The 14,682-nt window shown below is 62.9% G+C and carries 9 protein-coding genes; 6 read left to right on the top strand and 3 right to left on the bottom strand.

From position 1 onward, the window contains the following. The first annotated feature begins 241 nt into the window (after nt 1-241). Nucleotides 242-1,195: an isoaspartyl peptidase/L-asparaginase gene (locus C1M53_RS06070; protein ID WP_129411416.1), complete on the top strand. Its 954-nt coding sequence runs from the start codon at nt 242-244 to the stop codon at nt 1,193-1,195. A gap of 252 nt (nt 1,196-1,447) precedes the next feature. Here C1M53_RS06070 and C1M53_RS06065 read toward each other — a convergent pair whose 3' ends face one another. Continuing rightward, complete coding sequence (locus tag C1M53_RS06065; RefSeq protein ID WP_129411415.1) at nt 1,448-5,170, bottom strand: peptidoglycan-binding protein; 3,723 nt, start codon at nt 5,168-5,170, stop codon at nt 1,448-1,450. Between the two features lie 461 nt (nt 5,171-5,631). Here C1M53_RS06065 and C1M53_RS06060 point away from each other — a divergent pair, with 461 nt between their 5' ends. Further along, nucleotides 5,632-6,099, top strand: a complete 468-nt coding sequence (locus C1M53_RS06060; RefSeq protein ID WP_165358060.1) for a MerR family DNA-binding transcriptional regulator — start codon at nt 5,632-5,634, stop codon at nt 6,097-6,099. Between the two features lie 122 nt (nt 6,100-6,221). Here C1M53_RS06060 and C1M53_RS06055 read toward each other — a convergent pair whose 3' ends face one another. Both C1M53_RS06055 and C1M53_RS06050 read right to left on the bottom strand, forming a co-directional pair. Further along, nucleotides 6,222-7,052, bottom strand: a complete 831-nt coding sequence (locus tag C1M53_RS06055; protein ID WP_129411414.1) for a DUF3037 domain-containing protein — start codon at nt 7,050-7,052, stop codon at nt 6,222-6,224. Continuing rightward, nucleotides 7,049-7,786, bottom strand: coding sequence for a HipA family kinase (locus C1M53_RS06050; protein ID WP_129411413.1), 738 nt, complete (start codon nt 7,784-7,786; stop codon nt 7,049-7,051). The genes C1M53_RS06055 and C1M53_RS06050 overlap by 4 nt, the downstream gene beginning before the upstream one ends. Nucleotides 7,787-8,068: 282 nt before the next feature. On the opposite strand from C1M53_RS06050, the gene C1M53_RS06045 reads away from it, so the two are divergent. The 4 genes from C1M53_RS06045 (at nt 8,069) to C1M53_RS06030 (ending at nt 14,622) form a co-directional block, all read left to right on the top strand. After that, nucleotides 8,069-9,865 (top strand): acyl-CoA dehydrogenase C-terminal domain-containing protein, encoded by a 1,797-nt coding sequence (locus C1M53_RS06045; RefSeq protein ID WP_129411412.1) that lies wholly within the window; start codon nt 8,069-8,071, stop codon nt 9,863-9,865. Nucleotides 9,866-9,932: 67 nt separating this feature from the next. Next, entirely contained in the window at nt 9,933-11,105 is a 1,173-nt protein-coding gene (locus C1M53_RS06040; protein WP_129411411.1) for an acyl-CoA dehydrogenase family protein, read from the top strand. A gap of 66 nt (nt 11,106-11,171) precedes the next feature. Beyond that, nucleotides 11,172-12,380 carry an acetyl-CoA C-acetyltransferase gene (locus tag C1M53_RS06035; protein WP_129411410.1) on the top strand — a complete coding sequence of 403 codons (1,209 nt, stop codon included), beginning with the start codon at nt 11,172-11,174 and terminating at the stop codon, nt 12,378-12,380. A 22-nt stretch (nt 12,381-12,402) separates the two neighbouring features. Beyond that, a complete protein-coding gene (locus C1M53_RS06030) occupies nt 12,403-14,622 on the top strand; it encodes a 3-hydroxyacyl-CoA dehydrogenase NAD-binding domain-containing protein (RefSeq protein ID WP_129411409.1) in 2,220 nt (739 codons plus the stop codon). The last annotated feature ends 60 nt before the right edge of the window (nt 14,623-14,682 follow it).

Raw genomic sequence — 14,682 nt, 5'->3', positions numbered from 1 at the left:
ATGCTGAAAACGAGAGATAGAACGGAATACCGTTCACCCCGTTTGCATTCTCTCCAGGTCAGGAAGGCGTTGGGTCGATCTTCTTCCTGATCTGGCTTTTTTGAAGCGCGACCCCGAAATCAATTCCTGCTTTCGGGGTCGTGTTCCGGAAGCAAAAGTGCGCAGCGGTTTTGCGCCCGGAATTGCGAAACTCCTGAAGCGGTCCGCCGGGCCGCCTGCTCCCCTTTGAAGGTAACGGACGATGACGAAATTCGCATTGGCGATCCATGGTGGTTGCGGGGTCATGGCCAGGCTCGATCTCGACGAGGAAGAATGGATCGCAGCGCGCCGCGATCTCGGCCGCGCGCTGGAAGCCGGCTACGCGGTGCTGGAATCCGGCGGCCGCGCGCTCGACGCCGTGCAGGCCGCCGTCATCGTCATGGAAGACAGCCCGCATTTCAACGCCGGCCATGGCGCTGCACTGAACGAGAACGGCGTGCATGAACTCGACGCCTCGATCATGGACGGGCGCTCGCTGGCCGCCGGCGCCGTCAGCGCCGCCCGGCATGTGCGCAACCCGGTCAAGGCCGCTCGGGCGCTGCTGGAGCAGGGCGATCCCCTGCTTCTGACCGGCCCCGCCGCCGACAGGTTCGCCGAGGACATCGGGCTGGCCGTCGAGCCGCAGAACTATTTCACCACCGGGCGCCGCCGGGCGGCGCTGGCCGCGATGAAGGCGCATGTCGAGGCCGGCACCGCCGCCAGGGCCAGCGAATCCGAAAAGCATGGCACGGTCGGTGCGGTCGCTTTGGACAGCCATGGCGATCTGGCTGCCGCCACCTCGACCGGCGGCTACAACAACAAGCCGGATGGCAGGGTCGGCGACAGCCCGATCATCGGCGCAGGCACCTATGCGCGCAACGGCGTCTGCGCCGTTTCAGGCACCGGCAAGGGCGAGTATTTCATCCGCCACGTTGCCGGGCACGAGGTCGCGTCCCGCGTCGACTATCTCGGTGAAAGCCTGGAGACGGCGACGCGCAAGGTGATCATGAACGACCTGAAGGACGTCGGCGCCGGCCTGGTGGCGGTCGATGCGCAAGGCGCCATTGCGGCACCCTACAACACCGACGGCATGTTCCGTGGCTGGGTGAACGACAAGGGCGAAATCTTCGTGGCCTCGCACGCGGAAGTCTATCGGTATCCGGAAGACCTGCAGTAGATCGCAGACCAGTCTTGGAGCCTGGAGCGTTTCTGCTTTTCTTTGAATGGCGGAAACGCTGCAATTCCGTTACGCAAATGCTGCTCTCTGGGTTGTAGTTGCACTGCCTGAACGCGGAGGATTGAGGCATGGCTGCCTCGTCTGGCCAGCAAACTCGCGATCCGTCCAGCACCCCTCAACCGACATCGCCTGTGGCGAGGCCACCTTCTCCCGCAAGGGGAGAAGGTGCTGGCCGAAACGTCAGCGCGAGCCTTATTTCTTCGCCAGCAGTGCCTTGACCAGCGGCTCGTCGACCGAGCCGGTGGCCGGCAGGCCGTTGTCGGTCTGGAAGGCCATGATCGCCTTCTTGGTGCGGTCGCCCATGACGCCGTCGGTGCCGCCAGCATCATAGCCGTTCTTGGCCAGGATGCGCTGGATGTTCTGCACCGCCTTCTTCATGTCGACACCGGCAATGGTGGTCGGGGCGTCCTGCCAGGCTGCCGGCATCTCGATGGAATTGGCGGCTTCGTCGAGCGGCTTCGGCTTCCACAGCTCGGTGGCCTGCCTGGCGCGTTCGAGCTGTTCGGGGCGCAGTGCCTTGGCGATCTCGTCGCGTTTGGCGGCAGCGTCCTTGTCACCGGACTTCGCCACCAGCGCGAACCACTTGTAGGATTCCTCCAGGTTCTGCGGCATGCCAGCACCCTTGGCGGCGAGGATGCCGAGGTTGAACTGGCTGTCCTTGATGCCGAGGTCGGCGGCCTGGCTGAACCAGCGGGTCGCGGCGTCATTGTCGGCGGCGCCGTCGGCACCCATGGCAAACAACACCGCCAGATTGTGCATGGCGCTGGCATTGCCCTTCTCTGCGGCGCGGCGGTACCATTCCTTGGACTTGGCGATGTCACGCTCGACGCCGATGCCCTTCTCGTAGAAGTTGCCGATGCGGTACTCGGCCGGGGCGAAGCCGCGTTCGGCCGCTTCGCCATACCATTTGGCGGCGGTGGCCATGTCTTCCCTGACGCCGCGCGCTTCGGCATAACGCGAGCCCACTTCGAACAGCGCCTTGGCATCGCCGGCCGCCGCCGCGTCACGCAGCGCCGCCGGGCCGATGGCCTGCGGGATTTCGATGCCGCTCGCCGACGGTCCGGTCGAGGCGGCCTGGACGGCGCCGGTCTTGTCTTCGGTGGCGACATCGGACTTCGGCATGCCCGGCACGTCGACGGTCGGCAGCGTCACCGGCGCGGCGATCAGCGCATGCGTTGCCGGGGCGGCCTCGGCCTTCGTCTCCGCGGTTTCCGGCGCAGCCTGCGCGTCGGTGGCCTGCGGGGTCGCGACGTCGTCCTTGGATCTTGGTTCCGGGGCTGCCAGGCCGGCGGATGCCGGTTCGGTTGCATCCCTGTTGTCGACGCTGCGCACCGGCGGCGCGTCGGCCGGGATCGGCAGTGCCGGGGCTTCTGCCATCACCGGAGCCTGCTGGACGGGCGCCGTCGCGACGTCGGTCTTTTCCTCGATCGTCGTCGGGGCGACCTCGTTGAACGACACCTGCTCGGGATCGGACAGGAAGGCCTTGCCGAGCTGGAGACCGGCGAGCGCCAGCATGATCGCCGCGGCCGCCATCAGGATCGGCTTGCGGCGGGCTTTCAGCAGGTTGCCGAGGCCGAACGACTTGACGCCGCCCGCCTTGCCCGACTGCTGCTTGAGTGCTTCCGCTTCGGCGGCCGCTGCCTGTGCGGCGCGGCGCGCGGCGGCGATGAAATCGGCCTTCGAGGCGTCGGTCGTGTTCTGCCTGGCGGGCTGGCCGCGTTCGTCGCGCACCCGCTTCATGATGGCGCCGAGGTCCGGCGCCCCCGAGCCCGGTTCGAGCGGGCGATTGAGCAGCTTCGGCTCCAGCGGTTCGTCGAGGTCGACCGTCGGCACCTCGGCGCTGCCTGCGAGCGCCGTCGGCTGCGTCGTTTCGTTTTCGCGGCGCATCTTGAAGGCGCGCGCGATACCGCCGAACATCGACTTGTTCTGGCCCGAGATTTCCGAATCCGCGGCAATGGCTTCAGCGCCGAGCGCTGCGCGTGCCGCATCGGCTGCCGCCTGCGCCGGCGTGCGCGCGCCGCCACGCATGGCGGGCGCCTCGGGTTCGTTCAGGAACGGCAGCGGCTCGTCCATGTCGAGCGTCGGCGTATCCTGCACGGTGATCTTCGGCGACGCCATCGGCGGGGCGCCCTCCAGCGAACCGAGGCGGTCGACGATCTTGAGCAGCGTGTCGTGGATCGCCTCGAAGGTCTTGGTGTTGCGCTCGTCCGAGCGGCGCGTCAGGTCTTCCAGCGTCTTGAGGTCGCCGGCGAGCCCGGCAACGGTGACCGTGTCGCCGTTCGAAAGGCCGAGCGCGCGCACGGCGTTTTCGGCGGCCTGCCTTGCCGTCTCCAGGATGGTGTCGCGGTTGGTTGCGATCGATTCCTCGATCTTCTCGATGCGGGGCGCGATGTCCTCGAATTCCGGCAGCGGCGTGCCCGGACGCGACAGATGTGTTGCCAGGCCGGAAACCTGGGCTTCCAGGCTGCGCAGCAGGTCCGGATCGATGCCGGCTGCCTGCACCGAGCTGGAGTCGAGGCGGCTGGAGATGTCGTCGAGACGGCTTTCCAGGCTGCGGATCGCATCCTGGCCGGCGATATCGGTGCTGCGGCTTTCCAGGCGTTGCGCCAGCGCGCTGAAACGCGCGTCGATGGCGTCCATGATGCCGGAATTGTCCGGCTCTGGGGCGCGGCGCTCGATGCGGTCGGCAACATCGTCCAGCCGGCGCTCGAGGTCGCGGAACAGCATGTTGCCCTGCTGGATGGCGTCGTCCTGTCGGCGCTCGATGATGCCCGACAGCGCTTCGAAGCGCTGTTCCAGCCCATGGAAGAGGTGGTCCATCACCTCGCCGCGCGGGCGCTCGTCGGCCACTTCCTCGATCTGGCTGGCAAGGGCCGCGATGCGCTGTTCGATGCGCTCGAACGGGGCCGGGTCGAAGGCGCTCGACTGGGCTGCGACGGTGGAGGCGACGATGGCGCGCGAGATCTCGTCCAGCCGCTCGTCGATCATGCCGTAGACGTCACCGCCGCGGCGGCCCTGCTGGCTGGCGAAATGGTCGACGGCGCCGGCCAGCGTGCGCACCTTTTCTTCCAGCGAGCGCAGCGACAGCGATTCCGGCAGCTTGTTGACGGCAGCGCCGATCTGTTCGAGCCGTTCGGCGAGGGCTGCGACATCGACGCCGTCACGCTTGCCGGCATTGCCGTCGAAACGGTTCTCGAAGGCCGACCAGCGCTGGTCGAATTCCTGCCAGCGCCGGTCCACCGCCTGCACGCTTTCTTCGCGCGCCAGTGTGTCCATGGCGTTGCGGACCTGCTCCAGTTCGAGCCTGAGCAGGTGCACGCCCTTGTCGTCGCTCTTTTCGGCCAGGCCGCGGATGGCGCCGGACAGGCGTTCGAATTCGAGGCCGAGCTCGGCGCTGTCGCGGGAAGAGGGGGCTTCCTGCGCGGCGCGCTGGATATCCTTGCGCAGCGCCTGGAATTCGCGCTGCAGGCCAGAGCTGACCTGCTGGCTCATCTGCTGGCGCAATTCCTCGCGCAGGCCGCGCAGCTCACCGGCAATCTTGCTCACCATCGCCACGCCGTCCTCCTGGCCGCGCATGCGCTCGATGTCGCGGGCGATCGACTGGTAGGGCCGCTCGCTGCGCTGGCGGTAGGGGCGGGGTTCTTCATAGGGGCGCTGATAGCCGCGCGCACCTTCATAGTCGCGCTCGCGTGGGCGCTGGTCCTCGTAGCCGCGCTGGCGCGGCGCATCATAGCGGTCGGCATAGGGCTGGCTGCGGCCGTAGCGCGGCTCTTCCCGGCGGGCCGGCTCCTCGCGGTTGCGGTCGAGCCGCTGCTCCAGCGCTTCCATCGAGCGGTTGAGCTCTTCCAGCGAGGCATAGCTCCGGCGCTGCCGCCCGGCGTTCAGATTGTCGAGATAGGACCGCTTGTTGTTCATCGAGCGCCCGTTTCGCATTTGGCTGGCCGCGGCCAGCAGTTCCCCAAACCACCCAGTCGGGTCCGAAGACGGCTTGGCCAGTGGAAGATTGTTCCCGGGCAGGCTCGCGCTTCGATGAAAACCCGTGTGAAAAGCGAGACAGGATGGACACGGACCGACAGCCGCACCTTTCGCCCAGCATGGTAAACAACCCGTTAACCAAGCTTAAGAAGCTTCAGGATTCGTTGAGAAAAGCTTTCGGTGCCTTGCTGGAATTGCCGGGCAGATGGCGTAGCGGCACCCCCACTTGCATTTCCGCGACGATATCGGTATACCTTTACGTAAACGTAAGTTGTGCAATGCGGTAGCGCTTACGAATTTATGTCGAAACCAGGAAGCAAAGCCCCCTAGCGCTTCCGCCACGGGCGAAGCCAGGCAGCCAATGCCGCGCGCCATAGCAGGGGCCTGAACGGGAAATGTCGATGACTGTGCAGATGAACACCGCTGGCGAAGCAGCCGGCAACTCCAACATTATGTCGAACGAAACCTCCGAAGAGCTGGTGCGCATCGGCGAGATGGCCAAGAAATATGGCGTCACGCTGCGCACGCTGCGCTTTTATGAAGACAAGGGCCTGCTGAAGCCGGAGCGCGACGGCGCCACCCGTCTCTACACGCATCGCGACCGCGTGCGCCTCAAGCTCATCCTTCTCGGCCGCAAGGTCGGTTTCTCGCTGCGCGAGGTCAAGCAGATGATGGATCTCTACGATCCGACCGGCACCAACACCAAGCAGCTGCGCCTGGCGCTGGAGAAGTCTGAAAAACAGCTCGTGCGCCTGCAGAAGCAGCGCGCTCTGATCGACGACGCCATCAACGAGCTGAGCGGCGCCATGAACTCCGTCCGCCAGATGGTCGCCGAACGCGCCGCCTCGACCTCGGCCGCCGCGAACTGATCGCAGGCGTTCGCGCCTGCTCAGGTTTAACAATGAAAAAGACGTGTCGCTCAGCGGCACGTCTTTCTCATTGTTGATACAACTTCACCTTGCGGTGATGTATCAATTGGTGGGTTGGGAGCTTACTGGATCGCGCCAACGAGTTCGACCTCGTTCCTAGCGTCCACGACAGTAATGTTATTTAGTCTCAATTGCTCCGTCGCTTCGCTAAACGCCTTTCCTTGCAGCCGATTTCCTTTCGGGCCTTCGACAGCAAATACAACATCTTTAGGAAGGAAATTTCGTAGACGATTTATTGTAAATATCCATTTGTTACTGTGGTCGATTATTCTTGTAGGATCTTCCTGCCCAAGATATATTGGCTTAAGTATTTTTATCGGTTTCTGATCTGAGATCTCAACAAAAGGAAATGTTGCTGAATATACTCCATCGGAAAATTCTTTTTTCTTGAAATTCTTTCCGATCTCCCGCATGCGAAGAACACTTCTAACATGTCTTTCAAGAAGGCCTTCTTTGTAGATCGAGCCCGCAAAGTTTCTTCTGACGTAGTAGTCAAAAAGCTCGTCTATTTTTCGGCGCGGGTTATCCGTCATTGCAAAGCGAACGTCACTAAAGCGGATGACGCCTTCCCGGTCCTTTGTGAGGGCGAGAAAAAGATGCTCTGCGTTATCGGATAACTCGAATTCGAATCGTGTTTGTCCATCGCCCTTATGGCCAGAGAGATCTTTAATTCTCTTGAGTTCATCGTGGGAGTGTCTGAGGATGGTACGTATTTTGGCATGTTCGACAGTGTCGAAAAAATTGGTGATCCTTCCGATCCGTCGGGTTTCGATGCGAAAGTCTAAAAAGCTCAGCCGAGGGGCAACCAAGACGATGCCGATATTCGCGAATTCCTCCGTCTCAACGTGAGGCTGGAAACGGATAATCGCATAGCTGACTGCATGCTTTTTCATGTTCGTTTCCAAAAGGGCTTCATTGGGTAGCGGGTCAAGGCTTCTTCGATCACATCGATATGGAAGGGGCTTTCAGCCGTTAAAGCGTCATCAAGGTAGTGCCACCGCTCCGGGATGTCCTGGATGATACCCGGCAATTTAACTAATGCCTCTCCGAACCTCTGATTGTAGTGAGTTTGGAGTGCCGGTGTGTCGCAAATCTCAGCTAGTGACGCGGCAAATATATGGCTATCCAGCTGTGAATGAAGGGTTACAGTTCGATCAAACGCCAAATTGTGATCAATTATGTAGGGGCGGCTGTCCACCTCGGACCATAGGATATTGGGATTTCCTCCTGTTTCAGTCAGAGTTCGGTCGCCATTCATTATCCACCAATCGAAGGCGGCTATATCTCGTTTGAGGTTATCATCAAGTTTTGCGATGTTCAGGAATGACAGTTCATTTACGTCCGGCATCTGCTTTGAACCAAACAGTGTGCCGTATCCAAGATCCTTCAGAAGATTGTGGCGACCCAATTCATACAACTCGCGTGGCATTTCCATCAGGCTAAATGTCGGAATCGGTAGGCCTAGAAATCTCCCTAGGCAGCCTGCGATCCATTCCTTAATGAGTGAATCGTAGTTCGCCCCCTTTCCCTTCACGTAGTAGAGGTCGCCTTCAAGGCTGCGGCATATATATGGCTCGGTAATGCCTTGCTCCGAGCGTCCGAGCACTTCCTCGATTTCGATTGCCATCGATCCATCACAGTTAACTGTCTGGCAGTTAGAGCACACGAAACGATGTGCTCCAAGGGCAGGAGCCGTGACCTTGGGAGGCTTTTGCGCAGACCTGGCTAGCTGGCCCGCTTGGTGCGCGAGACATGTTCCCGCTCCTGTCGAAAACCCTCCTAAAAAAGTGACCACCTGCGCAAATTGACGTTTACGCAAACGTCAATATTTGTTATCCAGATCTCACAGTCGGCCCGAAAGCCGTTTTGGTGCGGGCCTCGTCGCGTTGATTTTGTGGAGGAAGACGCAATGCCGATCTATCAGGCGCCTGTCCGCGATACATTGTTCGTCTTGAACGAGGTGCTCGGTTTCGAGCGCTACAGCAACCTCCCCGGTTTTGCCGATGCATCCGGCGACGTGCTGGAAGCGATCCTCGCCGAAGGCGCCAAGCTGGCCGAAAACGTCATCCAGCCGACCAACCGTGTCGGCGACATGGAAGGCTGCGTGCGCCATGACGACGGCTCGGTAACGACGCCGAAAGGCTTCAAGGAAGCCTATCGCCAATATTGCGAAGGCGGCTGGATGGGCCTTGCGGCCCCTGCCGAATTTGGCGGCCAGGGCCTGCCCTATGCCGTGCACACCGCGGTTGCCGAATACATGGTCTCGGCCAACCTGGCGCTGCTGATGTATCCTGGCCTCACCCAGGGCGCGATCGCCGCCATCCTCACCCATGGCACCGACGAGCAGAAGACCGCCTTCGCGCCGAAGCTGATCGAAGGCGTATGGACCGGCACCATGAACCTGACGGAGCCGCATTGCGGCACCGATCTCGGCCTGCTGCGCACCAAGGCCGTGCCGAACGGCGACGGCACCTACAAGATTTCCGGCCAGAAGATCTTCATCTCGGCCGGCGAGCACGACATGTCCGACAACATCATCCATCTGGTGCTGGCCCGCATCGAGGGCGCGCCGGAAGGTGTGAAGGGCATTTCGCTGTTCATCGTGCCCAAGTTCAAGCTCGATGCCGACGGCAATCCGGGCGAGCGCAACGCGGCCTCCTGCGGTTCGATCGAAGAGAAGATGGGCATCCACGGCAATTCCACCTGCGTCATGAATTATGACGAGGCGGAAGGCGTGCTGCTCGGCGAGGCCAATGGCGGCCTGAAGGCGATGTTCACGATGATGAACGAGGCGCGCCTCGGCGTCGGCCTGCAGGGCCTGGCGCAGTCGGAAGTCGCTTACCAGAATGCCGTCGCCTACGCCAAGGAGCGTCTGCAGGGCCGTTCGATCTCGGGCGCCAAGTCGCCCGACAAGAAGGCCGACCCGATCATCGTGCACCCGGACATCCGCCGCAACCTGATGACCATGCGCGCCTTCAACGAGGCCGGCCGCGCCTTCACGCTGTGGACCGCGCTGAAGTCGGACATCGCCCATCGCTCCGGTGACGATGCCGACCGCCAGGCCGCCGACGACCATATGGGCCTGATGACGCCGGTGGTGAAGGGCGTGCTCACCGACAAGGGTTTCGAGCATGCCGTGATGGCGCAGCAGGTGTTCGGCGGCCATGGCTATATCGAAGAGCACGGCATGAGCCAGTTCGTGCGCGATGCCCGCATCGCGATGATCTATGAAGGTGCCAACGGCATCCAGGCGCTCGACCTCGTCGGCCGCAAGCTCGGCGCCAATGGCGGTCGCGCCATCCAGGCCTTCTTCAAGGAAGTCGGCGAATTCTGCGAGGAAAACCGCGCCGACGAGAAGCTGGCGCCGTTCACCAAGGCGCTGAAGAAAGGTCTCAACGATCTGCAGGCCGCCACCATGTGGCTGATGCAGAACGGCATGAAGAACCCCGACAATGCCGGTGCGGCCTCGACCGATTACCTGCATCTCTTCGGTCTCGTCACGCTCGGCTATATGTGGGGCCAGATGGCCAAGACCGCGCAGGCCAAGCTCGCCGAGGGCGCCAACGGCTCGTCATCTTTCTATGACAACAAGCTGGTCACGGCGCGCTATTATATGGATCGCATCATGCCGGAGACGGCGGCGCACCTCGCCCGTCTCTCGTCCGGTGCCGATTCCATGATGGCGCTGCCGGCAGACGCGTTCTGAACGGTGCCGGCGTCTGTTCAGGCTTGAACAGACGCCCTATATAAAAGCGGTCAACAGGGAGCAGTTCATGGCAACCAACCCCGCCGACATCCTGTCCTTGCCGAAGGCCGGCTGGGCTGGCGACGAGGTCGCCATGCTCTACGACATGTCGATCCGCTTCCTGTCGGAAGAGATCGCACCGCATTACGACGCATACGAGAAGAACGAGATCGTCGACCGTTCCGCCTGGGAAAAGGCCGGTGCCGCCGGCCTGCTCTGCGCCTCGATGCCGGAAGAGTATGGCGGCTCGGGTGGCACCTACGCGCATGAAAGCGTGATCGCCGAGGCGCTTGGCCATGTCGGGGTCGACGGCTTCGGCATCGCGCTGCACAACGCCATCGTCGCCCCCTACATCCTGCATTACGGCTCGGAAGAGCAGAAGAAGAAGTGGTTGCCGAAGATGGCGACCGGCGAGCTGATCGGCGCCATCGCCATGACCGAGCCGGGTGCCGGCTCCGACCTGCAGGGCATCAAGACGCGGGCCGAGAAGGATGGCAACCAGTACCTGATCAACGGGTCCAAGACCTTCATCACCAACGGCCAGAACGCCAATCTCATCATCGTCGTCACCAAGACCGATCCGACCAAGGGCGCCAAGGGCACCTCGCTGATCGTCGTCGAGACCGACGAGGTCGAGGGTTTCACGCGCGGCCGCAACCTCGACAAGATCGGCCTCAAGGCCAACGACACATCGGAGCTCTTCTTCAACGACGTGCGCGTGCCGACGGCCAATCTGCTCGGGCATGAGGAAGGCCAGGGCTTCGTGCAGCTGATGCAGCAGCTGCCGCAGGAGCGCCTGCTGATCGGCGCCCAGGCCATCGGCATGATCGAGCGCGCGCTCGCTGTCACCGTCGACTACGTCAAGGACCGCAAGGCGTTCGGCAAGGCGGTGGTGGAGTTCCAGAACACCCAGTTCAAGCTGGCCGAGCTGAAGACTGAGGCCACCATCGGCCGCGTTTTCTACAATGACTGCGTCAAGCGCCATCTCAATGGCGGGCTCGACCCGGTCACGGCTTCGATGGCCAAGTACTGGCTCTCCGACCTGCAGTGCAAGGTCGTCGACGAGTGCCTGCAGCTGCATGGCGGCTATGGCTACATGAACGAATACCCGATCGCCCGCATGTATCGCGACGCCCGCGTGCAGCGCATCTACGGCGGCACCAACGAGATCATGAAGATGTTGATCGGCCGCTCGCTCTGAGCAGCCGGTCACGACATACCCGATCGGCGCCTTGAGCAGCCGATCTAAACAGTAAGGAGCACGAATATGGCCGACGCTTATGTCTATGACGCCGTGCGCACGCCGCGCGGCAGGGGCAAGAAGGACGGATCGCTGCACGAGGTGCCGGCGGTGCGTCTCGGCGCCAAGGTGCTGGAAGCGCTGCGCGACCGCAACGAGCTCGACACCGGCTCGGTCGACGACATCATCTTCGGCTGCGTCGACCCGGTCGGCGAGGCCGGTTCGGTGATCCCGCGCGCCGCCGCCTTCGAGGCCGGCTACAACACCAAGGCGCCGGGCATGCAGCTGTCGCGCTTCTGCGCCAGCGGCCTCGACGCCATCAATCTGGGCGCGGCCAAGATCGCGCAGGGCGCCGACGACATCGTCATCGCCGGCGGCGTCGAATCGATGAGCCGTGTCGGCATGGGCGCCTCTGGCGGCGCCTGGTTCATGGACCCTTCGGTCGGCTTCCCCGGCTGGTTCGTGCCGCAGGGCATCTCGGCCGACCTCATCGCCACCAAGCATGGCTTTTCGCGCGATGACGTCGACGCCTATGCGGTTGAGAGCCAGAAGCGCGCCGCCAATGCCTGGCAGAAGGGCTATTTCAAGAACTCGGTCGTGCCGATCAAGGACCAGAACGGTCTCACCATCCTCGACCATGACGAGCACATGCGCCCGTCGACCGACATGCAGTCGCTGGCCTCGCTGAACCCCTCCTTCGTCATGCCCGGCGAAATGGGCGGCTTCGACGCCGTTGCCGTGCAGCGCTATCCGGAGCTGGAAGAGGTCAACCACGTCCACCATGCCGGCAACTCGTCGGGCATCGTCGACGGCGCCGCCGCCGTGCTGCTCGGCTCGAAGAAGGGCGGCAAGGCGATGGGCCTGAAGCCGCGCGCCCGCATCCGCGCCTTTGCCAACATCGGCTCCGAGCCGGCGATCATGCTGACCGGTCCGGTCGACGTCACCGAGAAGCTGTTGAAGCGCGCCAAGATGAAGCTGTCGGACATCGACCTGTTCGAGCTCAACGAAGCCTTCGCGTCCGTCGTGCTGCGCTACATGCAGGCCTTCGACATCCCGCACGACAAGATCAACGTCAATGGCGGCGCCATCGCCATGGGCCATCCGCTCGGCGCCACCGGCGCCATGGTGTTCGGCACCGTGCTCGACGAGCTCGAGCGCCGCAACCTCAACACCGCCCTGGTGACGCTGTGCATCGGCGCCGGCATGGGCACCGCCACGATCATCGAGCGCGTCTGATTTCGGCCGGTAGGAGAAGACAATGAGCTACAAGAACTTTTCGGTCGACATCGACGGCGACGGTATTGCGCTCGTCACCTGGGACATGCCCGGCCGTTCCATGAACGTGTTCACCGAAGAGGTGATGCGCGAATTGAACGCCATCATCGACCAGGTCGTGGCCGATGCCGCGGTCAAGGGCGCGGTCATCACCTCGGGCAAGGAGACCTTCTCCGGCGGCGCCGACCTCACCATGCTGCAGCAGATGCTGGGCCTCTTCGCCAAGGAGAAGGTGAAGGACCAGGAAAAGGCCACCCAGACGCTGTTCACCAATGTCGGCTTCATGACCGGCCTGTTCCGCAAGCTGGAAACCTGCGGCAAGCCTTGGGTGTCGGCCATCAACGGCACCTGCATGGGCGGCGCCTTCGAGATGTCGCTGGCCTGCCATGGCCGCGTCGCCGCCGATTCCGACAAGGTCAAGATGGCGCTCCCGGAAGTGAAGGTCGGTATCTTCCCGGGTGCCGGTGGCACGCAGCGCGTGCCGAGGCTGACCGATACGCAGGGCGCGCTGGAGATGCTGACCTCCGGCAAGAACCTGACCGCGCAGAAGGCGAAGGCCATGGGCCTGATCCATGAGATCGCCGAGCCGGCCAAGCTGATCGAGACCGCCAAGGCGATGATCCGCAACGGCCTGAAGCCGGTCGCACCCTGGGACGAGAAGGGCTTCAAGCTGCCTGGCGGCCCGGTCTATTCTGTCGCCGGCGCGAACCTGTGGCCGCCGGCCATCGCCATCCTGCGCCGCGAGACCTATGGCAACTATCCGGCGGCCATGGCGATCCTGAAATGCGTCTATGAAGGCCTGCTGGTGCCTTTCGACACCGCGCTGAAGATCGAGACCCGCTACTTCACCGAGATCCTGCAGACCAAGGAAGCGGCGGCGATGATCCGCTCGCTGTTCGTGTCGCTGCAGGAACTCAACAAGGGCGCACGCCGTCCCGAAGGCATCCCGGATGCGAAGTTCAAGAAGATCGGCGTGCTCGGCGCCGGCTTCATGGGCGCCGGCATCGCCTATGTCACCGCCAAGGCCGGCATCCCGGTCGTGCTGCTCGACCGCGACCTGCCGTCGGCCGAGAAGGGCAAGGCGCATTCCGACACCCTGATCTCCGAGCAGGTCAAGAAGGGCCGCGCCAAGCCCGAGGAGAAGGAAAAGCTGCTGTCGCTGATCACGCCGACGGCCGACTATGCCGATCTCAACGGCTGCGATCTGGTCATCGAGGCGGTGTTCGAGGATTCGGAAGTCAAGAAGGCCGCGACCGAAAAGGCCGAGGCCGTTTTGAAGTCGTCGGCGATCTTCGCCTCCAACACCTCGACCATCCCGATCACCGGGCTGGCCAAGAACTCGTCGCGGCCGAAGAACTTCATCGGCCTGCACTTCTTCTCGCCGGTCGACAAGATGATGCTGGTCGAGATCATCCTCGGCAAGAAGACCGGCGACAAGGCGATCGCCACCGCGATCGACTATGTGCGCGCCATCAAGAAGACGCCGATCGTCGTCAACGACACGCGCGGCTTCTACGTCAACCGCTGCGTGCTGCGCTATATGTCGGAAGCCTTCCAGATGCTGATCGAAGGCATCCCGGCACCGATGATCGAGAATGCCGCCAAGGCGGCCGGCATGCCGGTCGGCCCGCTGGCGCTGACCGACGAGACGGCGATCGACCTGGCGCAGAAGATCATGAAGCAGACCATCCGCGACCTCGGCGAGAAGGCCGTCGACAAGGACCAGTTCGCGCTGATCAACACGCTGGTCGACAAGCACGAGCGCCTCGGCCGCAAGAACGCCAAGGGCTTCTACGACTATCCGCCGAAGCCGGCCAAGAAGAAGCTGTGGCCGGGCCTGAAGGACCTCTACCCGCAGCTCGATCCCAACAAGGTCGACTACGAGGAGGTGCAGCAGCGCCTGCTGGTCACCATCGCGCTCGAAGCGGCACGCGTCATGGAAGAAGGCATCGTCACCGATCCGCGCGAGGCGGATGTCGGCTCGATCCTGGCCTTCGGCTTCGCTCCCTACACGGGCGGTGCGCTGTCATACATCGACGGCATCGGCGCCAAGGCTTTCGTGAAGATCGCCAAGGGCCTGCAGAAGAAGTACGGCGCGCAGTTCAAGGCGCCGAAGCTGCTGCTTGACATGGCCGAGAAGGGCGAGACCTTCTACCAGCGCTTCGACCCCTATGCGAAGGGCGAAGTCAAGGAAGCCGCGTAAGGCGGTCAACCTTCCTCCTCCTCTTGTGGGAGAAGGTGGCTCGGCGCGCAGCGCCGAGTC

The organism is Mesorhizobium sp. Pch-S, from assembly GCF_004136315.1.
Classification (GTDB): Bacteria; Pseudomonadota; Alphaproteobacteria; order Rhizobiales; family Rhizobiaceae; genus Mesorhizobium.
The sequence above is the reverse complement of the archived record's forward strand: the minus strand, read 5'-3'. Positions and strand labels throughout refer to the sequence as shown.

Bases quoted from the DNA above. Each gene is read 5' to 3' on its own strand.
- C1M53_RS06070 (WP_129411416.1), top strand. From the start codon at position 242: ATGACGAAATTCGCATTGGCGATCCATGGTGGTTGCGGGGTCATGGCC.
- C1M53_RS06065 (WP_129411415.1), bottom strand. From the start codon at position 5,170: ATGAACAACAAGCGGTCCTATCTCGACAATCTGAACGCCGGGCGGCAG.
- C1M53_RS06060 (WP_165358060.1), top strand. From the start codon at position 5,632: ATGACTGTGCAGATGAACACCGCTGGCGAAGCAGCCGGCAACTCCAAC.
- C1M53_RS06055 (WP_129411414.1), bottom strand. From the start codon at position 7,052: ATGAAAAAGCATGCAGTCAGCTATGCGATTATCCGTTTCCAGCCTCAC.
- C1M53_RS06050 (WP_129411413.1), bottom strand. From the start codon at position 7,786: ATGGCAATCGAAATCGAGGAAGTGCTCGGACGCTCGGAGCAAGGCATT.
- C1M53_RS06045 (WP_129411412.1), top strand. From the start codon at position 8,069: ATGCCGATCTATCAGGCGCCTGTCCGCGATACATTGTTCGTCTTGAAC.
- C1M53_RS06040 (WP_129411411.1), top strand. From the start codon at position 9,933: ATGGCAACCAACCCCGCCGACATCCTGTCCTTGCCGAAGGCCGGCTGG.
- C1M53_RS06035 (WP_129411410.1), top strand. From the start codon at position 11,172: ATGGCCGACGCTTATGTCTATGACGCCGTGCGCACGCCGCGCGGCAGG.
- C1M53_RS06030 (WP_129411409.1), top strand. From the start codon at position 12,403: ATGAGCTACAAGAACTTTTCGGTCGACATCGACGGCGACGGTATTGCG.